This is a genomic window from Caballeronia sp. LZ001 (assembly GCF_031450875.1).
Taxonomy (GTDB): domain Bacteria; phylum Pseudomonadota; class Gammaproteobacteria; order Burkholderiales; family Burkholderiaceae; genus Caballeronia.
Genome location: NZ_JARTVX010000004.1, coordinates 4,967,055 through 4,989,709 on the forward strand (window position 1 = coordinate 4,967,055; position 22,655 = coordinate 4,989,709).

The following is a 22,655-nucleotide window of genomic DNA, read 5'->3' on the forward strand; positions in this document are numbered from 1 at the left end:
TTTGCCCGGCAGTGTCGCGCGCTGTAAAGAACGTCTTGCGCAATGTCCCGAACTGCAGCCCGAGATGAAGACTGACTCACCGGGTACAACCCGATATCCCGTTCAAATGACCCGCTCAAGTACACGCCGTACCAAAGACCAACTCAAAGATTATAGCCGAAGCGCCAAGCCCGACGACGCAGCTTCTACCGATTCGGACGCGCATGCGCCCGATGCCGGCACGCCGCATCGCGGCAAGGAAGCGCGGCATCGCAACGAGGAAGCGCCGCGCGAGGCGCGCGTGCCGGACGAACTCGCAGGCGAGCGGCTCGACAAGGTGCTGGCCAAGATCTTCCCCGAGTTTTCGCGCAGCCGTCTGCAAGGCTGGATCGAGGAAGGGCGCGTGCTCGTCGATGGCGCCAGCGCCAAGGTGCGCCAGCCCGTGCCGCTTGGCGCGACCATCGCGCTCGTGCCCGACCTGTTGCCCGAGCAACTCGCGTTCACGCCCGAGCCGGTGCCGCTTCACATCGTGTACGAAGACGAAACGCTCGTCGTCATCAACAAGCCCGCCGGCATGGTCGTGCATCCCGCCGCGGGGAACTGGAGCGGCACCTTGCTCAACGGTCTCCTACATCGTTATGGCGATGCGGCGGCGGGGCTGCCGCGCGCGGGCATCGTACATCGGCTGGACAAGGAGACCTCGGGGCTGATGGTCGTCGCGCGCACGCTCGAAGCCCAGACCGACCTCGTGCGGCAGTTGCAGGCGCGCACGGTGAAGCGCCGTTATGTCGCGTTCGTGTGGGGCAGGATGCCGGACGACGGCACCATCGACGCGCCCATCGGCCGCGATTCGCGCGACAGGACGCGCATGGCCGTGGTTCAAGGCGCATCGGGGAAACCGGCGCGCACGCACTTTCGCACCATCGACCGGACGCAGTGGAACGGGCAGCCCGTGAGCGCGATCCATTGCGATCTCGAAACCGGACGCACACACCAGATTCGCGTGCACTGCGCGGCGAGCGGCCATCCGCTTCTTGGCGATCCGGTCTACGGTCACATACGCGGCCGGCGTTCGGTGACGCCGCTGCCCGACGGCTTTGCGCGTCAGGCGCTGCACGCGTGGCGGCTCGGTCTGGTTCATCCGGCAACGGGAAAGCAGGTGCACTGGCGCGCGGACGTGCCCGAGGATCTCGTCAAGCTCGCCACGGAACTCGGCTTCGGGCGCGACGACGAACTCGAACTCGACGAAGACGACGACTTCTCGCAAGTCTATGAAATGGACGACGGCGAAGACTGGGACGACGAATACGACGACGAAGAAGGCGAACACGATGCCGATGCCGAGGACGACGAAGCATGACCCATCGCACTGACGTCACATTGAGCGCGGATGATTGCGTGTGGCCGCAATGGCGCGTCTCGCCGCGTGTGCATGCGCTCGTGACGACTCGCGCGGGCGGCGTGAGCGCGGCGCCTTTCAGTGGCGGCACGCCGGGCGCGGGCGGTCTCAATCTTGGCTTGTCGAGCGGCGATGCGCCGGATGCCGTCGCTGAAAATCGCCGTCGCGCGCTGGCGTTGACGGGCATCGGACAAGCCGCGTGGCTCGAACAGATTCACGGCACGACGGTTGAAGATGCGCACGCGGTCATCGAGCGCCGTGCAGCCGGTCCGACGCGCGCCGATGCGAGCGTGACCGACCGGCCGGGCGTCGTCTGCGTGGTGATGACGGCGGACTGTTTGCCGGTCCTCTTCTGCGACGACGAAGGCCGCGCGGTCGGCGCCGCGCATGCGGGCTGGCGAGGTCTTGCGGGCGGTATCGTCGAGAAGACGGGCGCGCGGGTGGCGCAACTCGCGGGCGTGCCGACATCGCGCCTCAATGCTTACCTCGGTCCGGCCATTGGTCCCGCTGCATTCGAAGTGGGCGAGGACGTGCTCGATGCCTTCGTGTCGATCGCGAATGCGGATCAACGCGACCTCACCGCGGCAGCGTTCAAGCCGACCGGCGCACAAGGCAAATACTTCGCCGACATCTATACGCTTGCGCGCTTGCGTTTAGCCGATATCGGCGTGGAAGCGAAGCGCGTTCATGGCGGTACGCACTGCACGGTGAGCGAGCGAGAGCGCTTGTATTCGTATCGTCGCGATCGCGTGACGGGACGCATGGCCGCCATGATCTGGCTTGGCGATTAACTGCTCGTCATCTGCATTCAGCGACAACTGCCAGCTTTAAGTCGCAGGAACTTGCGTAAGCCCATGCGAATGCAATATCTCGCATGGGGAAAACGATAATTAAAAAAATATCGCACTGCGGCAAAATCAGGTGAAGCATTGACATGCCTGAGTCCTAAGAGCAAGAATGTTCCCGGAATTCATTCAATCGGGCACGGCGTAGCTAGGTGACTCTTGTGGCGCGCATAGTGCGCATCGACACTTGCGCGCTGGTTGAGACAAGCCCGGCGATGCCTGCATCAGCAATCAGTCTTGCGAGACTTACAGGTCAAAAGCGGGTATGGCTTCCAAATCTAGTTCCTCCTCTGCGTCCTCCGCCCGCTCCCGTACTGCCAGCAGTTCGACGGCTGAAGTTCCCGCTGATCCGACAGGCGTACAGCAAGCGTTCGATCAATGGCTCAACGCGTGGCGCTCGGTCGCCGATCCCGCGCAATGGGCGAAATTCAATCCCCAGACCAACGCGCAAACCAACGCGCAGACGAATGACGGAGCCGCTGCGAATAGCGCGAGCGCGCCGCCGTTCGGAGCGTTCGGTTCGTTTGGTTCGTTTCCCGGCTTGGGCGCGTTTCCGGGTTTGTCCGGTGCGGGTTTGCCCGGTGCATTTCCGAATGCATTCGGCGCGGTTCCAACCGTCATGCCGCAAATGCCCGACTTCGCGAAGATGAACGGCCTGGCCGAATTCGCCAAGCTCGCGAGCAGCATGCCGGGCTTCGGCGCGTCGATGCAGGGCTTGCCTACGTTGCCGAAGATTCCGACGGCAGCCATCGCGCCCGAGCGTCTGCAACAACTGCAAAGCAATTATTCGCGCGATGCCGCCGCATTGCTCAAGCAGGCGGGCGAGCAGAGCATCGACCCTGCATCGCTCAAGGACCGCCGCTTCACCGACACCACGTGGCAGAACACGCCGGCATATGCCTTCACGGCCGCGTGGTATCTGCTGAACGCGCGTTATCTGCAAGAACTCGCGGACGCCGTGCAGAGCGATCCCAAGACGCGCGAACGCATCCGCTTCACGGTGCAGCAATGGGCGGCTGCGGCTTCGCCGAGCAACTATCTCGCGCTCAATCCCGAAGCGCAGAAGACGGTCATCGAAAGCAAGGGCGAGAGCTTGCGCCAGGGCATGCTCAACCTGCTCAACGACTTGCAGCGCGGCAAGATCTCGCAGTCGGACGAGTCGCGCTTCGCGGTTGGCAAGAACATCGGTTCGACGGAAGGCTCGGTCGTGTACGAGAACGAACTCGTGCAACTGATCCAGTACAAGCCGCTCACGCCGAAGGTTTATGCGCGGCCTTTGCTGATCGTGCCGCCTTGCATCAACAAGTTTTATATCCTCGATCTTCAGCCTGAAAGCTCGCTCGTGCGTTATGCGCTCGAACAAGGGCAGCAAGTCTTTATCCTGTCGTGGCGCAATGCGGATCAATCGCTCGCCGCGAAGGAATGGGACGATTACGTCGAACAGGGCGTGCTCGAAACCATCGGCGTCATCAAGGACATCACGGGCGAGGAGCAGATCAACACGCTCGGCTTCTGCATCGGCGGAACCATTCTGGCGACGGCGCTCGCGGTAGCGAAGGCGCGCGGCGAAGAGCCGGCCGCGTCGATGACCCTGCTCACCTCGATGCTCGATTTTTCCGACACCGGCGTGCTCGACGTCTTCGTCGACGAAGCACACGTGCAGATGCGCGAGCAGTCGATCGGCGGCAAGAACGGCGCGCCCGCCGGGCTCATGCGCGGGATCGAATTCGCCAATACGTTCTCGTATCTGCGGCCGAACGATCTCGTGTGGAATTACGTCGTCGACAACTATCTCAAGGGACGCACGCCGCAAGCCTTCGACCTGCTGTTCTGGAACAGCGACTCGACCAACTTGCCCGGTCCGATGTGCGTCTGGTATTTGCGCAACACGTATCTGGAGAACAAGCTGCGCGAACCGGGCGCGCTGACGGTGTGCGGCGAGGCGATCGATCTGTCGACGCTCTCGTTGCCCACTTTCATCTACGGTTCGCGCGAAGACCATATCGTGCCGTGGAAGTCCGCGTATGCATCCGCGCCCATTCTCACGGGCCCGCAAAAGTTCGTGCTTGGCGCGTCGGGGCACATCGCGGGCGTCATCAATCCGCCGTCGAAGAACAAGCGCAGTTTCTGGATGCTCGACAGCCATGAGGAGCGCCTGCCCGAAACCGCCGACGCGTGGTTCGAGGCAGCCACGGAACATCCGGGAAGCTGGTGGCCGACGTGGTCCGCATGGCTCGCGCAAAACGCGGGCGAGGAAGTGAAGGCGGGCACGTCGCAAGGCTCGAAGACTTATCCGGTGATCGAGCCCGCGCCCGGACGCTACGTGCTGGAACGCGACTTCTGACACGGCGCGAAGTCGCACGCATAACCGAATTCATTTGATGCCAAAGGAAACTGAAATGACTGACGTAGTGATCGTATCGGCCGCGCGTACAGGGGTCGGCAAGTTCGGTGGTTCGCTCGCGAAGATCGCGGCGCCGGAACTGGGGGCAACGGTGATTCGCGCGGTGCTGGAGCGTGCGGGACTGAAGCCGGATCAGGTGAGCGAAGTCATTCTGGGTCAGGTGCTGACCGCGGGTTCGGGACAGAATCCGGCGCGCCAGTCGCTCATCAAGGCAGGGTTGCCCGACATGGTTCCGGGCATGACGATCAACAAGGTCTGCGGCTCGGGTTTGAAGGCCGTGATGCTCGCGGCCAACGCGATCATCGCGGGCGATGCGGATATCGTCATCGCCGGCGGTCAGGAAAACATGAGCGCGGCGCCGCACGTGCTGCCGGGCTCGCGCGACGGCTTTCGCATGGGCGACGCCAAGCTGATCGACTCCATGATCGTCGATGGCCTGTGGGACGTCTATAACAACTACCACATGGGCACGACCGCCGAGAACGTCGCGAAGGAATACGGCATCTCGCGCGAAGACCAGGACAAGTTCGCGGCGCTGTCGCAGAACAAGGCCGAGAAGGCGCAGAAGGAAGGGCGCTTCGACGACGAGATCGTGCCGGTGTCCATTCCGCAGCGCAAGGGCGAGCCGCTGCGGTTTGCCACCGACGAATTCGTGCGCCACGGCGTCACGGCCGAAGCGCTTTCCACGCTCAAGCCCGCGTTTTCGAAGGAAGGCACGGTGACGGCGGCGAACGCATCGGGCATCAACGACGGCGCGGCCGCGGTCGTCGTGATGTCGGCGAAGAAGGCCGAGGCGCTCGGTCTCACGCCGCTTGCGCGCATCAAGGCTTATGCGAATGCGGGCGTCGATCCCAAGGTCATGGGCATGGGTCCCGTGCCTGCATCGAAGCGTTGTCTCGAGCGCGCGGGCTGGTCGGTGAACGACCTCGACCTGATGGAGATCAACGAAGCCTTCGCCGCGCAGGCGCTTGCCGTGCATAAGCAAATGGGCTGGGATCAGTCGAAGATCAACGTGAACGGCGGCGCAATTGCCATTGGCCATCCGATCGGTGCATCGGGCTGCCGCATTCTCGTGACGCTCTTGCACGAAATGCAGAAGCGCGATGCGAAGAAGGGTCTGGCGTCGCTGTGTATCGGCGGCGGCATGGGCGTGGCGCTTGCGCTCGAGCGTGACTGAGCGCAACACCCGAAGGCATGGGAAGGGCCAAGCGGAAGGCGTCGTTCGAACGCCGTTCCGCATAACGAAAATGGAGTGAGGAATGACAAAGCGCGTAGCGTATGTAACCGGCGGGATGGGCGGAATTGGCACGAGCATTTGCCAGCGGCTCCATAAAGATGGCTTCACGGTCGTCGCGGGCTGCGGCCCGAACTCGCCGCGCCGGGTGAAATGGTTGGAAGACCAGAAGACGCTCGGCTTCGATTTCATCGCGTCGGAAGGCAATGTGGGCGACTGGGAGTCTTCCAAGAACGCGTTCGACAAGGTCAAGGCGGAAGTCGGCGAAGTCGACGTGCTGGTGAACAACGCGGGCATCACGCGCGATGTCGTGTTCCGGAAGATGACGCATGAAGACTGGACCGCGGTCATCGACACCAACCTGACGAGTCTTTTCAACGTGACGAAGCAGGTGATCGACGGCATGGTCGAGCGCGGCTTCGGGCGCATCATCAATATTTCGTCGGTGAACGGTCAAAAAGGGCAGTTCGGCCAGACGAACTACTCCACCGCGAAGGCCGGTATTCACGGCTTCACGATGGCGCTGGCGCAAGAAGTGGCGACCAAGGGCGTGACGGTCAACACGGTGTCGCCGGGTTATATCGGCACGGAGATGGTGAAGTCCATTCGCCCCGAAGTGCTGGAGAAGATCGTGGCGACCATTCCCGTGCGCCGGCTCGGCACGCCGGATGAAATCGGCTCCATCGTCGCGTGGCTCGCTTCCGATGAATCGGGATTCTCCACCGGCGCGGATTTCTCGCTGAACGGCGGCTTGCACATGGGCTGACGGGTGGCGGCGTCCCTCACGGAAGGCGCGAAGGCGTGAAGGCGTGAAGAGGGACGCTGCTGCTTGCCGGATAGATCAACGACGCGGCGAACTGGCGGCAACGCTTTATTGCGACAATGCAAGCCGTGGCGGCTAGCACCGCAGTAAAGTCCTGCGTTTAAAGGCGTTAAATGACCACCACTACTACAAAGAAATCCGCCGAACGACTCATCAAAAAATATCCTAACCGGCGGCTCTACGACACGGAAACGAGCACCTACATCACGTTGTCGGATGTGAAGCAGCTCGTGCTCGATCAGGAAGAATTCAAAGTGCTGGACGCGAAGTCGAGCGACGACCTCACGCGCAGCATTCTCCTGCAGATCATTCTCGAGGAAGAGAGCGGCGGCTTGCCGATGTTTTCATCGGTGATGCTCTCGCAGATCATCCGCTTCTACGGCCATGCCATGCAGGGCATGATGGGCACGTATCTGGAGAAGAATATCCAGGCGTTCATCGACATCCAGCAGAAGCTGTCCGAACAGAGCAAGGGCATCTACGACGGCAACGCGCTCAATCCGGAAGTCTGGTCGCAATTCATGAACATGCAGGCGCCAATGATGCAGGGCATGATGACGAGCTACATTGAGCAGTCGAAGAACATGTTCGTGCAGATGCAGGAGCAGATGCAGACCCAGGCGAAAACGATGTTTAACACGTTTCCGTTTCCGACGCCTGTCGTGCCGCCGACGACCGAGAAGAAATAGGCGCTCATGGCCCGAGCGCACGGGCCGACTCAGCCACCGCCGCGCCGAGCGGCGGATGCGCTTGAAAATCCGTCGAGACTTCGCTGAATGCCATGAAGCCGCCGCGGGTGACTGCGTGCTGGTGCCATCGTGCGTCATTGACCGGACAGCGCAACGCGCGCTTAAGGAAATCGCCCTTCTCGACGCAGGCAGGAATCTCGCCCGTCCAGTTAATACGCGCGTGGGAGAAATCGTCTGTGAAGATGTATGCGGCCGGCCGTCAGTGATTCTCCACGCCACAACCGGTTAAAATACGAGATTCGCCTCGACCGAGGCACGCGCTGTCGCCCGCGCGCGTCTTTCTCCGGATGTCCCCGTGAATACTTCTTTGAAATCAAGCACTAGCACGCCCGCGCCGCGCATCGGCATGGTCAGTCTCGGCTGCCCGAAAGCCCTTGTCGATTCCGAGCAGATCATGACCCAGCTGCGCGCCGAAGGTTACGAAATCTCCGGCACCTATGATGGCGCCGACCTCGTCGTGGTCAACACCTGCGGCTTCATCGACGAAGCCGTGCAGGAAAGCCTCGACGCCATCGGCGAAGCGCTTGCCGAGAACGGCAAGGTCATCGTGACGGGCTGCCTGGGCGCGAAAAAGAGCGCGAGCGGCACGGGGCTCATCGAAGAAGTGCATCCGAAAGTGCTCGCCGTCACCGGTCCGCATGCGACCAGCGAAGTGATGAACGCCGTGCACTCGTATCTGCCCAAGCCGCACGATCCGTTCACCGATCTCGTGCCGCCCGCGGGCATCAAGCTCACGCCGCGTCATTACGCGTATCTCAAGATTTCCGAAGGCTGCAATCATCGCTGCACGTTCTGCATCATTCCCTCGATGCGCGGCGATCTCGTTTCGCGCCCCATCGCCGAAGTCATGCTCGAAGCCGAAAATCTGTTCAAGTCCGGCGTGAAGGAACTGCTCGTCATCTCGCAGGACACGAGCGCGTACGGTGTCGATGTCAAATACCGCACCGGCTTCTGGGACGGCAAGCCTATCAAGACGCGCATGACCGAACTCGTCGGCGCGCTTGGCGAGCTCGCGTCGCAATACGGCGCGTGGGTGCGTCTGCATTACGTGTATCCGTATCCGAGCGTCGACGAAGTCATCCCGATGATGGCCGAAGGCCCGCTGCGCGGCCACGTTCTGCCGTATCTCGATGTGCCGTTCCAGCATGCGCATCCCGAAGTCCTGAAGCGCATGAAGCGCCCGGCCAATGCGGAGAAAGTGCTCGAACGCGTGAAGACGTGGCGCGAGATTTGCCCCGATCTGACCATCCGCAGCACCTTTATCGCGGGCTTTCCGGGCGAAACCGAGGAGCAGTTTCAAACGCTGCTCGACTTTATCCGCGAGGCGGATCTCGACCGCGTCGGCTGCTTCGCGTATTCGCCGGTCGAAGGCGCAACGGCCAACGAACTCGATGGCGCGCTGCCCGACGAAGTCCGCGAGGAACGCCGCGCGCGCTTCATGGAACTGGCCGAGGAACTGTCGGCCGCGCGCATGAAAAGGAAAGTCGGCAAGACGCTGCGCGTGCTCGTCGATGAAGTGAGCACGGACGGCGGCGTTGGCCGCACGGCGGCGGATGCGCCGGAAATCGACGGCGTGGTGTATATCGCGCCGGCGACGAAGGCGTCGAAGCGCTACAAGGCCGGCGACTTCGTCTCCGTCAAGATCACCGGCGCGGACGGCCACGATCTCTGGGGCGAGGTATAAGTCATGGCGCATTCCATGCCTTCGGTGCTCGCGCTCGGCGAGGCGATGATCGAGTTCAACCAGTCGACGCGAAATCAGCCGAACTATCTGCAAGGCTTCGGCGGCGATGTCTCGAACTTTCTGATCGCGGCGTCGCGGCAAGGCGCGTCGACGGGCTTCGTGTCCGCCGTCGGCAACGACCAGTTCGGGCAACTGCTGCTCGATCTCTGGCGCACGGAGAATGTCGATACATCGACGGTGCGTATCGACGATACCGCGCCCACGGGCGTTTATTTCGTGTCGCACGGCGAGAGCGGGCATCGCTTCGATTACTTGCGCGCGGGTTCGGCGGCGAGCCGTTATGCGAGCGCGCATCTGCCGCTCGACGCGATCGCGGCGGCGAAGGTCGTGCATCTGTCGGGAATCAGTCTCGCAATCGGCGTATCCGCGTGCGATGCCGCTTTTACCGCGATGGATCACGCGCGCTCGCACGGCGCAAAGGTGAGTTTCGACACGAACCTGCGCCTGAAGCTGTGGCCGCTTGCGCGCGCCCGCGCGGTGATGCTCGAAGCGCTGCGCATGACGGACATCTGCCTGCCGAGCTGGGACGACGTGACCGTCATCACGGGCCATGAAGACAAGGACGCCATCGTCGACTTCCTGCTCGCGCTCGGCTCGAAAGTCGTCGCGCTCAAGCTCGGCCGGGAAGGCGCGTATATCGCGACACCCAATGAGCGGCGCGTGGTGCCGGGCCGCGTCGTGAACGCGGTCGATGCCACCGGCGCCGGAGATTGCTTCGGCGGCGCGTTCATCGCGCGTATCGTCGCGGGTGACGACCCTTTTATGGCGGCGCGTTATGCCAACGTGGCGGCGGCGTTATCGACGCAAGGCTTCGGCGCGGTAGCCCCCATTCCGACCAGAAAGACAGTGGAGTCTGCGCTCGCGGAGTAAAAGACCCACGCAAACTCAGGAGACAAGAACATGATGCGAGAAGTAGTGGTGGTAAGCGGTGTACGCACGGCAATCGGCGACTTCGGCGGCGCGCTCAAGGATTTCACGCCGACCGATCTCGGCGCGCGCGTGGTGCGCGAAGTGTTGTCGCGTGCAAACGTGCAGGGCGACGAGGTCGGCCATGTCGTGTTCGGCAACGTGATCCAGACCGAGCCGCGTGACATGTATCTCGCGCGCGTGGCCGCGCTGGACGGCGGCGTGACGCAACACGCGCCCGCGCTCACGGTAAACCGTCTGTGCGGCTCGGGCTTGCAGGCCATCGTGTCCGCGTCGCAATCCATCTTGCTGGGCGACGCCGAGATCGCCATCGGCGGTGGCGCGGAAAGCATGAGCCGCGCGCCCTACGTCATGCCCGCCGCGCGCTTCGGTCAGCGCATGGGCGATGCACGCGTCGTCGACATGATGCTCGGCGCGTTGAACGACCCGTTCGACAAGATCCACATGGGCGTGACGGCCGAGAACGTCGCGAACAAGTACGGCATCACGCGCGAGGCGCAGGACGCGCTCGCGCTCGAATCGCACCGGCGCGCGGCGCGGGCTATCGAAGCCGGTTACTTCAAGGAACAGATTCTGCCGATCACGCTGGCATCGAAGAAGGGCGACACCGTTTTCGATCGCGACGAGCATGTGCGCATGAACGCGACGGCCGAAGATTTTTCGAAGCTGCGTCCCGTGTTCGCGAAGGAAAACGGCACGGTCACGGCGGGCAATGCATCGGGCATCAACGACGCGGCCGCGGCTGTCGTGCTGATGGAGCGCGGCGTCGCCGAGAAGCGCGGCGTGAAGCCGCTCGCGCGCCTTGTCGCTTACGCGCATGCGGGCGTCGATCCGAAAATCATGGGCATTGGCCCCGTTCCCGCTACGCAAAAGGCGCTGGAGCGCGCGGGACTGAGCGTCGCCGATCTCGACGTGATCGAAGCGAACGAAGCCTTCGCCGCGCAAGCCTGCGCGGTCACGCAGGAACTGAAGCTCGATCCGGCGAAGGTCAATCCGAACGGTTCGGGCATTTCGCTTGGGCATCCGATCGGCGCGACGGGCGCGCTCATCACCGTGAAGGCGCTGTACGAGTTGCAGCGCATTGGCGGGCGGTATGCGCTCGTGACGATGTGCATCGGCGGCGGTCAGGGTATCGCGGCGATTTTCGAGCGCATCTGACGCTCGGAGCTTGGGTCAAGGAACGAAGGATGATCGAAACAATGAAGCGCTTGCACTGGGCGACGATCGCAGGCGCCGCATTCGCGTTTGCCGGCTGTAATTCTCCAATGCCGCCGGATGCGTCGACGGCCGCGGCGAATGCGCCTGTCAGCGCGAAGGGCGAGTCGCATGGCGCGCAGCAGGCTATCGAAACGCTTGCCTTGCCACCGCAAAAGCCGCTCACGCCGAACCCGGAATACGCGCGCTTTCCGCGTTATGTCGGCACGCTCGGCGACCGGCAAATCGAAATGAGGCTCGGCGCGAAGACCGACGATCCCTCGGGCGTGCATGGCGAATATCGGTTCGCGGGCAGCCCGTCGGTGATTCTCGTTGCTGGCGATCGCGATGGCGATACGCTGGAGATCGAGGAATCGAACGACGGCACGCATATCACTGGCAACTGGGTGGGAAAGTTCGCGGCGGATGGCAGCGTGTCGGGCGAGCGCATGGACCCGGACGATTCCAATTCCAGGCCATTCGATCTTCGTCCAGCGGTGGCGGGAGCGACGCTGCCCGCTGTGCAGGGTGCGCCTCTCACGCGCAGTGCGCCGCCCGCGCCTTCGCTCGAACCTGCGCCGCCGCGTAATGCGGTGGGCGGGACGAGCAACGTGATCATCGGTGAGTGATGGTCGTTCGAAGCGGGCGTCAGTGCTCGACACGACGCCCATTGCGAACCTTCCCACTTCTATTCCTCGGCCGAGCGTTGGCGACACTCCCGCGCATCAACCACTCAACTCTGCTTCGACATGACCGATTCAAGCAACTCCGAACGCGACCTGCAAACCCGTATCGTCCAGCCAGATGACCGCATCACGCCGGGCTTCGAGTCCTTTTCAGTGCCGGTTACGCGCGCCTCGACCGTGGTGTTTCCGGACCTCGCCACCTTGCGCGAACTCGTCTGGAGCGACGATTCGAAATGGCGCTACGGGCTGCACGGCACGCCTACGACGGTCGCGCTTGCGCAGCGGCTTGCGACGATCGAAGGCGGCGAGCACGCACTGTTGCAACCGTCCGGGCTCGCGGCCATTTCGAACGTGTACTTTGCGTTGGTGAAGTCGGGCGATCACGTGCTCGTGCCGGACAACGTGTATGGACCGAATCGCGATCACGCAGACTGGCTCGCGAGCGACTTCGGCGTGGAGGTGACCTACTACGATCCGATGAAGGGCGCGGGCATTGCCGATGACATCCGTGACAACACGAAGCTCATCTGGCTCGAAGCGCCCGGCTCGGTGACGATGGAAGTTCAGGACGTGCCGGCCATGGTTGCCGTGGCGCGCGCGCGCGGCATCGTGACGGCGATCGACAACACGTATTCGGCGGGGCTCGCGTTCAAGCCGTTCGAACATGGCGTCGATATCTCGGTGCAGGCGCTGACGAAATATCAGTCGGGCGGCAGCGACATTCTGATGGGCGCGACCATCGTTCGCGATTTCGAGCTGCATAAGAAGCTCAAGCGCGCGCGCATGCGGCTGGGCGTGGGTGTGTCGTCCGACGACGCATCGCTCGTGTTGCGCAGCTTGCCGACGATGCAACTGCGCTACGAGGCCCATGACCGTTCCGCGCTTGCTTTGGCAAAATGGCTGAAGACGCGCCCGGAAGTCGCGGCGGTGCTGCATCCGGCGCTGGACGATTGTCCTGGCCACGAGTTCTTTAAGCGGGACTTTTCGGGCGGCGCGGGCGGCTTGTTTTCGTTCGTGTTCGACGCGCGCCATGGCGCGGCGCAAGTCGATGCGTTCGTCGAGGCGCTCGAGCTGTTTTCCATCGGCTGGAGCTGGGGCGGGGCGCACAGCCTCGCGATGCCCTACGACATCCGGTCGATGCGCACGGCGTCGAAGTGGCCGCATGAGGGCGTGCTGGTGCGGCTTTATATCGGGCTGGAGAGCGAGAGCGATTTGAGGGCGGACGTGGAAAGGGCGTTGGAGAAGGCGTTGGGGTGAGATGCTCGCCCGGTGGCGCTTGCTCGCCCGACCCAACCCGTCGGCCGAAACAAAACCACCCAAACAAACAGTTTCGCGGATTTTTCTATCGGGTTAAGGTTCGTCTATCGGAATGAAACGAACCGCAGCTTCCGCATCCAGAAACATGACTCGATTCTCCTTGCTGCACATCACGCCACGGACGCATCAGGTGGAGATCGATCTCGTCTACGCGACCGATCGCAATCTCACCGGCAAACCCATCTACAAAGCGCAGCATTGTCTGCTGCTCGAACCCGCCGAGGCGGCCTTGCGCCGCGCGGTCGCCATTGCGCAAAGCTTCGGCATGACGCTCAAGATTTTCGACGCCTATCGGCCGCCGCAAGCGCAGCAGGTGCTCTGGGACTTTCTGCCCGACCCGACCTTCATCGCCGATCTCAAGCGCGGCTCGAATCACAGCCGCGGCACGGCAGTAGACCTCACGCTCGTCGATGAAAACGGCAGCGAGCTCGACATGGGCACGGGCTTCGACGCAATGGTCCCCGAGTCCGCGCACTTTCACGCGGGTTTGCCAAGGCACGTACAGCACAACCGCACGCTGCTGCTCGGCGTAATGCACGGCGCGGGCTTCGCGCATATACCCAGCGAGTGGTGGCATTACGAATTGCCGGGCTCGCGCGAACTTGCTCTCATCGACAACGAAGAAAGCGGCCCGTTGCGGCTGATGTGAACCCAACCTCACTTCGAACGGAAAAGCACATGGTCTTGCGCAAGGCAGTCGCGGCGGCACTGGCAATGGCTCTGGTTTTGGCGGGCGCGGGAACACTGACACTCGCGCAGGCCGCCACGCCAAAGGACATGTTCGTCATGGCAACGCTGCTCGACGAGTTCACCTCGCTCGATCCCGGCGAAATCTACGAACTCGTGCCCGAGGAATACGTCGCGAACACGTACGACCGGCTGGTGCGCGTCGATCTGAAAGACCCGTCGAAGTTCAACGGCGACGTCGCGCAGTCGTGGTCGGTCAGTCAGGACGGTCTGACGTTCACGTTCAAGATTCGCCCCGGCCTCAAGTTCCATTCGGGAAATCCGCTTTCCGCCGACGACGTCGCCTGGTCCATCCAGCGCACCGCGTTGCTGGACAAGGGCGCGGCCGCCGTGCTTGCGGGCATCGGGCTCACGAAGGCCAACGCGCTGCAGAACGTGAAGAAGATCGACGATACGACCGTCGCCATAACCACCGATCAACGCTACGCGCCGACTTTCGTGTTGAACGTGCTCGGCTCGTGGCCGGCGTCGGTGGAGGATCGCAAGCTGCTCGAATCGCATCAGAAGGGCAGCGACTACGGCAACGAATGGCTCAAGACGAACGAGGCCGGTTCGGGCGCGTACAAGCTCGTGAAGTGGACGGCCAACGACAGCATCGTATTGCAACGTTTCGACGGGTATCGCGCGCCGCTTGCCATGAAGCGCATCGTGCTGCGCCATGTGACCGAAGCGGCGAGCCAGCGTCTGATGATCGAGAACGGCGACATCGACGTGGCACGCGATCTGAGCCCCGACGACCTCGACACGCTTGCCAAGGCCGGCAAGATCAAGGTGAACGCCGTGCCGCAGGCAACGCTCATGTATCTCGGCCTCAACAACAAGAATCCGAATCTGGCGAAGCCCGAAGTCTGGGAGGCGATGAAGTGGCTGATCGACTATCAGGGCATTCAGAAGAACGTCATCCGCACGACGTACAAGGTGCACGAAACCTTCCTGCCCGAGGGATTCCTGGGCGCGCTCAATGACAATCCGTATCACCAGGATGTCGCGAAGGCCAAGGCGTTGCTGGCCAAGGCCGGTCTTGCGAATGGCTTCACCGTGAAGATGGACGTGCGCAACGACTATCCATACAGCGAGATTGCGCAGGCGGTGCAGGCGAACCTCGCGCTTGCCAACATCAAGGTTCAACTCATGCCGAGCGACAACAAGCAGACGCTCGGGCGCTACCGGGCGCGCGCGCATGACATCTATATCGGCGAATGGTCGGCGGACTATATCGATCCGCATAGCAACGCGCAGGGCTTCGTGTGGAATCCGGACAACTCGGATGCGTCGAGCTACAAAATGCTTGCGTGGCGCAACGCCTGGGACATTGCGCAACTGACGAAGGAAACGAACGCCGCGCTCGCCGAAAGCGATACGAAAAAGCGCGCGCAGAGCTACGAGACCATGCAGCGCGAAGTGCTCGCGAAGTCGCCCTTCGTCATCATGTTCCAGAAGGTGTCGCAGGTGGCGGCGCGGCCGGGCGTGAGCGGGCTGGAAGTCGGGCCGATCAACGATCTCGTCTCTTACAAAGACATCAAAAAACAATAACCAGCGAAGCAGCCTGCGAATGTCCGTCACGCCCACGTTTTTCGACCGAATGCGCGCCGCGAGCGGCCGGCGAAGGGGCGTGCGCTTCGTGCTTGCACTCGTGCGCTGGATCATCATGCTCGCGGTGACGTTCACCGGGCTGCTTGCGATCACGTTCTTCATCGGCCGCAAGATTCCCATCGATCCCGTGCTTGCCATTCTCGGCGACCGCGCATCGGCGGCGGCGTATGCGGCGGCGCGTTTGCAGCTCGGGCTCGACAAGCCGCTCATTGAGCAATTCATGATCTACGCGCGCGATGTCCTGCACGGCAATCTAGGCGTGTCGCTCTTGACGGCGAATCCCGTCATCGACGACATCAAACGCGTGTTTCCCGCGACGCTCGAACTGGCGACGCTCTCCACTTTCATCGGCGTTTGCATCGGCGTGCCGCTCGGCGTGATTGCGGCCGTGAAGCACAACCGCATGGTCGATCACATCGCGCGCTTCATCGGGCTGGCGGGCAGTTCGGTGCCCGTATTCTGGCTCGCGCTGATGGGTCTGTTGCTGTTCTATGCGCGCCTTCATTGGGTTTCGGGTCCGGGCCGCATCGACCCGATGTACGACGGCATGGTCGATACGCGCACCGGCAGTCTACTAATCGATTCGCTCCTCGCGGGCGAGTGGGACGTCTTTAGAAACGCGTTCTCGCATATCGCGTTGCCGGCGGGCGTGCTGGCGTTTTATTCCATCGCTTATCTGAGCCGCATGACGCGCTCGTTCATGCTCGAACAACTGAGCCAGGAATACGTGACGACCGCGCGCGCGAAGGGCTTGTCCGAGCGGCGCGTGATCTGGCGGCACGCGTTCGGCAATATCGCGGTGCCGTTGCTGACGGTGATCGCTTTGGCGTACAGCTATCTGCTCGAAGGCTCGGTGCTGACAGAAATCGTGTTCGCGTGGCCGGGCATCGGCTCGTATCTGACGGGCGCGCTTTTGAACGCGGACATGAACGCGGTGCTCGGCAGCACGCTCGTGATCGGCGCGACGTTCATTGCGCTCAATTTGCTGACCGACGCGCTTTACCGCGTGTTCGATCCGCGCGCACGCTGACATGGAGGACGCTTGTCGATGCATTCGCCCGTCGAGCGCACGCCGATGAAACCCGCGCGGGCGCACTGGCGCGCGTGGTTGCTCACCGACACGCCCGCGTCGCCGCGTCAGGCGGCGCTCGGGCGCGCATACCGGCGCTGGCGCGCGTTCTCGGCGAATCCGCTCAGCATGTTCGGTCTCGCGATACTCGTGCTGCTCGTCGTGGTGGCGATCTTCGGGCCGCTCGTCGTCACGCGCGACCCGTTGCAGCAAGTGCTCGCCGAACGCCTTACGCCGCCCAACTCAGCGCACTGGTTCGGCACCGATCAGCTCGGCCGCGACATCCTGTCGAGGCTCGTGCACGGCTCGCGGCTCACGTTGAGTATCGCCATGCTGGTCGTGGTGCTCGTCGTGCCCGTGGGTTTGCTCATGGGCACGGTGGCGGGTTATTGCGGCGGTTTCGTCGATACCGTGCTCATGCGCATTACCGATGTCGCGCTCGCGTTTCCAAAGATCGTGCTCGCGCTCGCGTTTGCGGCGGCGCTCGGGCCGGGCGTGCTCAACGCGGTCATCGCCATTTCGATCACGGCGTGGCCGCCGTATGCGCGGCTCGCGCGTGCCGAATCGCTGCGGCTCGCGCAGGCCGACTTCATCCACGCGGCGCGTCTGCAGGGCGCGTCGCCCGCGCGCATTCTGTTGCGCTATATCGTGCCGCTGTGTTCGTCGTCGGTGATCGTGCGCGCGACGCTCGACATGGCGGGCATCATCCTCGCCGTCGCGGGGCTCGGATTTCTGGGACTGGGCGCGCAGCCGCCGAGTCCCGAATGGGGTTACATGGTTGCCTCTGGCCGCAATGTGCTGCTCGATGCATGGTGGGTTGCAACTATTCCCGGCCTCGCCATTCTCGCCGTGAGCCTGGCGTTCAATCTGCTCGGCGACGGTTTGCGCGATGTCTTCGATCCGCGTCACGGAGGCTGAGATGTCCTTGTGCGAGATCGATGGACTCGATATTTCTTTCGCCAGCCACGACGGCGTGCCGATGCCCGCCGTGCGCGGCGTCTCGTTGTCGGTCGAGCGCGGCGAACGGTTGGGTATCGTCGGGGAATCCGGTTCGGGCAAGTCGCTTACCGGCCGCGCGCTGCTCGGTCTCTTGCCGCAAGGGGCGAACTGGGCCGCGAAAGCCCTGCGTTTCGACGGCCAGGACTTGCTCGCGATGAAGCCGAACGAGCGCCGGCGTTTATGCGGCACGCAGATGAGCATGATTCTGCAAGACCCGAAATTCTCGTTGAACCCGGTCATGACCGTCGCGCAGCAAATGCGCGAAACCTTCGCGCGGCAAGGCGAACGCCTCGGCCGCAAGGCCATGCGCGCGCGTATCGTCGAGGCGTTGTCGGCGGTGCATATCCGCGACCCGGAGCGCGTGGCGGATGCGTATCCGCAAGAGCTGTCGGGCGGCATGGGCCAGCGCGTGATGATCGCAATGATGGTCTTCGCCGGCCCGCGCCTCTTGATCGCCGACGAACCCACCAGCGCGCTCGACGTGCTCGTCTCCATGCAAGTGCTTGCCGTGCTCGACGAGATGATCGAGCGTCACGACACAGGACTCGTTTTTATCAGCCACGACCTGCCGCTCGTGATGTCGTTTTGCGACCGCGTGGCAGTGATGTACGGCGGGCGGATCGTCGAGACATGCGCGGCGGCGGATCTCGCGCACGCAAAGCATCCGTACACGCGCGGGCTGCTGGCCGCCAATCCGCCGCTCGTCGATCCACCCGCCGAGTTGCCGACCTTGCGGCGCGATCCGGCGTGGCTCACGGAATCGTTCGAAGGAGACAGCGCACGATGATCGATATCGACCGCGCGAGCATTCGTTTCCGCACGAAGACCGGTCACGTCGATGCCGTGCGCGACGTGACTTTTCGCGTGGAGGAGGGCGAGGTGTTCGGGCTCGTCGGCGAATCGGGCAGCGGCAAGTCGACCTTGCTGCGCGCACTTGCCGGCCTCGTGCCACTGTCGAGCGGAAGCCTGCGAGTCAGCGATAGCCGTCCGCAGATGGTGTTTCAGGACCCGTACGCGGCGCTGCATCCGCGCTTCACGGTCGACAAGACCTTGCGCGAGCCGCTCGCGATCAACGGTATCGGCGATGAAGACGCGCGCATTTTGGCCGCGCTTGCCGAGGTCGGGCTCGGACCGGCGTTCAGATTTCGGTATCCGCATCAATTGTCGGGCGGGCAGCGGCAGCGCGTGTCGATTGCGCGCGCGTTGATCGTGGGTCCGCGCGTGCTCTTGCTCGATGAACCGACGTCCGCGCTGGATGTCTCCGTGCAAGCCGAAATCCTCAACTTGCTGCGTCGCTTGCACACGGAGCGCAAGCTCACGATGATGCTCGTGAGTCACAACCTCGCCGTGGTCGGTTTTCTGTGTCAGCGCGTCGCGGTGATGAAAAATGGCGAGATCGTCGAGCAACTCGATGTGGAAGCCGTCCGCGCGCGCGACGTGAAGCACGAATACACGCGCAGCCTCATGCGGGCGACCGAAGGCTATACGCGAAAGCACATTCGTCGAAACGACGCCATCGAATGTGGCGAAAATCACGCATAAAGCCGGTATACAATGCAGCCCGATCGCGCTCTGGCCGCGCGATGAAAACAGCGTGCCAGCCGCTGTTAGAATAGGAATTGGATTGTCGGGATCTGCCGAACAGCGCTTCAAGCGTGGTATTCCGGCTGCCATCCGACTTCAGGCTAACCCACGGAAATCGCGACAGACCGCGCCCGCCAACCAGTGAGAGCCGGTCGAATCCCCCGATGAAATTGCTAGATGCTTTGGTCGAACAGCGGATCAACGAAGCCGCCTCGCGCGGCGAATTCAACGATCTTCCCGGCGCAGGCGCGCCCCTCGCCTTGGACGACGATCTCCTCGTGCCGGAGGAAGTGCGCGTCGCCAATCGTATTCTCAAGAACGCGGGTTTCGTCCCGCCAGCCGTCGAACAGCTGCGCGCACTGCGCGGGCTTCAGGACGAGCTGGACCGCGTGACCGACCCGGCCGCGCGCTGCCGTATTCAGGTGAAGATGCTCGCGCTCGACATGGCGCTCGAATCCTTGCGCGGCGGCGGTTGCGTGCCGCATGAATACAGGCGGCGCATTGCCGAGCGGCTGTCCGAGCGCGCTCAGGGCCGCAGCGAGATGGGCTGATCTTGTCGCCCGACCTCCCCAACCTTTCCGACGCTTCCTTTTCCACCGCATCCGTCGATTCCTCCGACGAACGCGATCGCCGCTTCATGGCGCTCGCGCAACAAGCCGCCGACGAAGCGCGCCGCGCGGGCGAAGTGCCCGTGGGTGCGGTGATCGTTCGTGGCGATGAAGTCATCGCGACGGGCTTCAATCATCCCATTGGCGGACATGACCCGTCCGCGCACGCCGAAATGGCCGCTTTGCGGGCGGCGGCGCAATCGCTCGAAAACTACCGGCTGCCGGGCTGCGAGCTTTATGTCACGCTCGAACCGTGCCTCATGTGCGCGGGCGCTATCATGCATGCTCGGATCGCGCGCGTGGTGTTCGGTGCGGCCGATCCGAAAACGGGCGCATGCGGCAGCGTGGTCGACGTGTTCGCCAACGAGCGGCTCAATCATCACACCAGCGTGACAGGCGGCGTGCTTGCGGACGAATGCGGCCGGTCGCTCAAGAACTTCTTTGCGGAACGAAGGCGTCTGGCGCGCGAAGAACGCGATTTGCGGCGCGCGCGCGAAGCCGGGCAGGGCGGCGAGTTCGCTGTTTCCACCAACAAAACGAACTGATAAACGTGAAATCACGCACCATCGATCTGATCGCGCCTTCGGGCTATCCGAACGATCCGGCGGCTGTCGAGCGCGGCATCGGCAGGTTGAAAGCTCAAGGGCACAAGCTTGAGAACGTCGATGCCACGCGGCGCCGTTTCCAGCGTTTTGGCGGCACCGACAGCGAGCGCGCGGCCGATTTGAACCGGCTCGCCGATCCGTCGCGTCGTTTGCCGGACGTGGTGCTTGCCGTGCGCGGCGGCTATGGCGCGTCGCGCATTCTTCATGGTCTCGATTACGACGGCTTGCGCGACAGGCTGCGCGATCAACCTGTCGCGCTCGTCGGCCATAGCGATTTCACGGCCATCCAATGCGCGCTTTTTGCGCAAGCGGGCGTCAAGACCTTCGGCGGCCCCATGTTCGCGGGCGACTTCGGCGCGGAGCATCTGAGCATCTTCACGATGACGCATTTCTGGCAGGCGATCTCGCATCCCACGCTGACGGTGACGAGTCATGAGCCGCAGCATCAATCCGTCGATGTCAGCGGCATGTTGTGGGGCGGCAATCTGGCCATACTTGCGTCGCTGGTCGGTACGCCGTATTTGCCGCCGGTCGAGGGCGGCATTCTGTTCATCGAGGATGTGAACGAACATCCGTTTCGCATTGAACGGATGATTTATCAGCTGCATCAGTCGGGCGTGCTTGGGCGGCAGCAGGCTATCGTGATGGGCGAGTTCTCGGGTGGACGCTTGTCCGAATACGACAACGGCTACTCACTCGACGCGATGATCGATCAGGTGAGGGCAGTAACGGGAATTCCCGTCGTCACCGGCTTGCAGTTCGGACACGTCGATAACCTGCTTACGTTGCCGTTCGGCGCGTCGGCGCATCTCGTATCGAACGAGCGCGGGTTCAAGTTGACGATGTCCGATTATCCGCATCTGGTTTGATCGGGGAACGTGGGCGCTTTTCATAGCGCCTTTCTTTTATTCTCGCATCGCAACTAACTGTCTTTCTTATATTTCCACGCGAGTTGATATCGGCTTACTTCCCGTGCTCAATTGTCGACAAAAAAGTGCGAACAATGCTGACAAAACGTCGATGAATCCTCGCTTATGCCCGTGGGAAATGGCTGTGCGAACAATGGGTCGTCCCTGTACGCCCGATTCATCGCAGCTTTTTACAACAAATTGTTGACAATCTTTATGTCGATTCTAAGATGGTCAACATGCAAGCGAGCACATCATGTCCGAACCCAAACCGAGTGCAGCATCGATCGCTTCGAGCCTGAATGGCGGAGCGAATGCCGAGTCGATCGCCGAGAACATCCGCGCCGCGATCCTCGAGCATCGGCTTGCGCCTGGGGCCAAGCTGACCGAAGCGCAGTTATGCGAAGTGTTCGATGTGAAACGCGGCACGGTACGTCAGGCGCTCGCGCAACTGGCGAACGAGCGACTGGTCGATCTGGAGCCGAACCGCGGCGCCTTCGTCGCGAGTCCGTCGCTGCAGGAAGTGCATGAGGTGTTCGAGATGCGACGCATCATCGAACTGGCGGTGGTGGAGCGCATCGGCAAGGGGCACGGCATGCGTCGGCTCAAGTCGATCAGCATGACTATCGGGCGGGAGCGGCGTGCGTTCGAGAGCCGGGACTTCTCGCAGTGGATTCGTCTTTCTGGCGAGTTTCACACGGAGCTCGCCGCACTCACCGGCAACACCGTGCTGTGCGAATGTCTGTCCGGACTCGTTGCACGCTCGACGCTGATCTCGGCGCTGTATGAATCGCTCGGCAGGAGTTCTTGCTCGTTCGAAGATCACGAAGCGATTCTCGCCGCACTCGACGCCGGCGATGCCGCGAAGGCCGCGAATCTGATGGCGCAGCATCTGCGCGATGTCGAATTGAAAATGTTGGAGCGGCCAGCGCGCGGCGCGGTCGATCTGAAAGAAGTCTTTGCGCGGCCGGCCGAAAGTGCGCCGATTCTCGACGCTGTCGACCCGGTCGACCGGTAGCAAGCAACGCCTTAAGTCTGCAATGCGCGCGCCATCCAACGCGCGTCATGCGCTGCACTGAATGACCGCTCGGGAAATAGAAGAGCGCGCAATGACAATCGCCGTGGCGGCAGGCGCGAAGGCAAGTGCCCGCGCGTTTTTGTCATTACGCTCCCGGCGAACCAGCAAATCCCAAGAGTACCGCGTCAGAGCCCGAGTGAAATCCGAAGGCCGGCGAAGGTAT

At 62.7% G+C, this 22,655-nt stretch carries 21 protein-coding genes; all 21 read left to right on the top strand.

The window, feature by feature from the left end; all coding sequences use genetic code 11:
• The first annotated feature begins 106 nt into the window (after positions 1-106).
• The 21 genes from P9292_RS34290 to P9292_RS34390 all read left to right on the top strand — a co-directional run bounded on the left by P9292_RS34290 (position 107) and on the right by P9292_RS34390 (position 22,432).
• Complete coding sequence (locus P9292_RS34290; RefSeq protein ID WP_309963597.1) at positions 107-1,339, top strand: RluA family pseudouridine synthase; 1,233 nt, start codon at positions 107-109, stop codon at positions 1,337-1,339.
• Positions 1,336-2,169 carry a peptidoglycan editing factor PgeF gene (gene pgeF / locus P9292_RS34295; RefSeq protein ID WP_309963600.1) on the top strand — a complete coding sequence of 278 codons (834 nt, stop codon included), beginning with the start codon at positions 1,336-1,338 and terminating at the stop codon, positions 2,167-2,169. The genes P9292_RS34290 and pgeF overlap by 4 nt, the downstream gene beginning before the upstream one ends.
• A gap of 319 nt (positions 2,170-2,488) precedes the next feature.
• Positions 2,489-4,567 (top strand): class I poly(R)-hydroxyalkanoic acid synthase, encoded by a 2,079-nt coding sequence (gene phaC, locus P9292_RS34300; protein ID WP_309963602.1) that lies wholly within the window; start codon positions 2,489-2,491, stop codon positions 4,565-4,567.
• 55 nt (positions 4,568-4,622) lie between these two features.
• A complete protein-coding gene (locus P9292_RS34305) occupies positions 4,623-5,804 on the top strand; it encodes an acetyl-CoA C-acetyltransferase (protein WP_244825317.1) in 1,182 nt (393 codons plus the stop codon).
• A gap of 82 nt (positions 5,805-5,886) precedes the next feature.
• Positions 5,887-6,627 (top strand): 3-ketoacyl-ACP reductase, encoded by a 741-nt coding sequence (locus P9292_RS34310; protein WP_244825316.1) that lies wholly within the window; start codon positions 5,887-5,889, stop codon positions 6,625-6,627.
• Positions 6,628-6,797: 170 nt separating this feature from the next.
• Positions 6,798-7,373, top strand: a complete 576-nt coding sequence (gene phaR, locus P9292_RS34315) for a polyhydroxyalkanoate synthesis repressor PhaR (RefSeq protein WP_244825315.1) — start codon at positions 6,798-6,800, stop codon at positions 7,371-7,373.
• Between the two features lie 355 nt (positions 7,374-7,728).
• A complete protein-coding gene (rimO, locus tag P9292_RS34320) occupies positions 7,729-9,117 on the top strand; it encodes a 30S ribosomal protein S12 methylthiotransferase RimO (protein WP_409015316.1) in 1,389 nt (462 codons plus the stop codon).
• A gap of 3 nt (positions 9,118-9,120) precedes the next feature.
• On the top strand, positions 9,121-10,047 hold the full coding sequence (locus P9292_RS34325; protein ID WP_250492312.1) for a sugar kinase: 927 nt from the start codon (positions 9,121-9,123) through the stop codon (positions 10,045-10,047).
• Between the two features lie 30 nt (positions 10,048-10,077).
• Positions 10,078-11,262 carry a beta-ketothiolase BktB gene (gene bktB / locus P9292_RS34330; protein ID WP_309963607.1) on the top strand — a complete coding sequence of 395 codons (1,185 nt, stop codon included), beginning with the start codon at positions 10,078-10,080 and terminating at the stop codon, positions 11,260-11,262.
• Positions 11,263-11,291: 29 nt separating this feature from the next.
• Complete coding sequence (locus tag P9292_RS34335; RefSeq protein ID WP_404989215.1) at positions 11,292-11,927, top strand: hypothetical protein; 636 nt, start codon at positions 11,292-11,294, stop codon at positions 11,925-11,927.
• Between the two features lie 120 nt (positions 11,928-12,047).
• A complete protein-coding gene (locus P9292_RS34340) occupies positions 12,048-13,241 on the top strand; it encodes a cystathionine beta-lyase (protein WP_309963610.1) in 1,194 nt (397 codons plus the stop codon).
• Positions 13,242-13,386: 145 nt separating this feature from the next.
• Entirely contained in the window at positions 13,387-13,950 is a 564-nt protein-coding gene (ddpX, locus tag P9292_RS34345) for a D-alanyl-D-alanine dipeptidase (RefSeq protein WP_250492314.1), read from the top strand.
• 29 nt (positions 13,951-13,979) lie between these two features.
• Positions 13,980-15,581: an ABC transporter substrate-binding protein gene (locus P9292_RS34350; protein ID WP_409015320.1), complete on the top strand. Its 1,602-nt coding sequence runs from the start codon at positions 13,980-13,982 to the stop codon at positions 15,579-15,581.
• A gap of 19 nt (positions 15,582-15,600) precedes the next feature.
• Positions 15,601-16,671: an ABC transporter permease gene (locus tag P9292_RS34355; protein ID WP_250509082.1), complete on the top strand. Its 1,071-nt coding sequence runs from the start codon at positions 15,601-15,603 to the stop codon at positions 16,669-16,671.
• A gap of 18 nt (positions 16,672-16,689) precedes the next feature.
• The gene (nikC, locus tag P9292_RS34360; RefSeq protein ID WP_409015322.1) at positions 16,690-17,628 is read left to right on the top strand and encodes a nickel transporter permease; all 939 of its coding nucleotides are present in this window, start codon (positions 16,690-16,692) and stop codon (positions 17,626-17,628) included.
• 1 nt (position 17,629) lies between these two features.
• Complete coding sequence (locus P9292_RS34365) at positions 17,630-18,496, top strand: ABC transporter ATP-binding protein (RefSeq protein WP_409015324.1); 867 nt, start codon at positions 17,630-17,632, stop codon at positions 18,494-18,496.
• On the top strand, positions 18,493-19,251 hold the full coding sequence (locus tag P9292_RS34370; RefSeq protein WP_309843173.1) for an ABC transporter ATP-binding protein: 759 nt from the start codon (positions 18,493-18,495) through the stop codon (positions 19,249-19,251). The genes P9292_RS34365 and P9292_RS34370 overlap by 4 nt, the downstream gene beginning before the upstream one ends.
• Positions 19,252-19,457: 206 nt before the next feature.
• The gene (locus P9292_RS34375) at positions 19,458-19,844 is read left to right on the top strand and encodes a DnaJ family domain-containing protein (RefSeq protein WP_244825306.1); all 387 of its coding nucleotides are present in this window, start codon (positions 19,458-19,460) and stop codon (positions 19,842-19,844) included.
• A gap of 2 nt (positions 19,845-19,846) precedes the next feature.
• Positions 19,847-20,446 (top strand): tRNA adenosine(34) deaminase TadA, encoded by a 600-nt coding sequence (tadA, locus tag P9292_RS34380; RefSeq protein WP_309963613.1) that lies wholly within the window; start codon positions 19,847-19,849, stop codon positions 20,444-20,446.
• A 5-nt stretch (positions 20,447-20,451) separates the two neighbouring features.
• Positions 20,452-21,375, top strand: coding sequence for a muramoyltetrapeptide carboxypeptidase (gene ldcA, locus P9292_RS34385; protein ID WP_250464925.1), 924 nt, complete (start codon positions 20,452-20,454; stop codon positions 21,373-21,375).
• 295 nt (positions 21,376-21,670) lie between these two features.
• Positions 21,671-22,432 (top strand): GntR family transcriptional regulator, encoded by a 762-nt coding sequence (locus P9292_RS34390; protein ID WP_309963616.1) that lies wholly within the window; start codon positions 21,671-21,673, stop codon positions 22,430-22,432.
• Positions 22,433-22,655 lie beyond the last annotated feature (223 nt).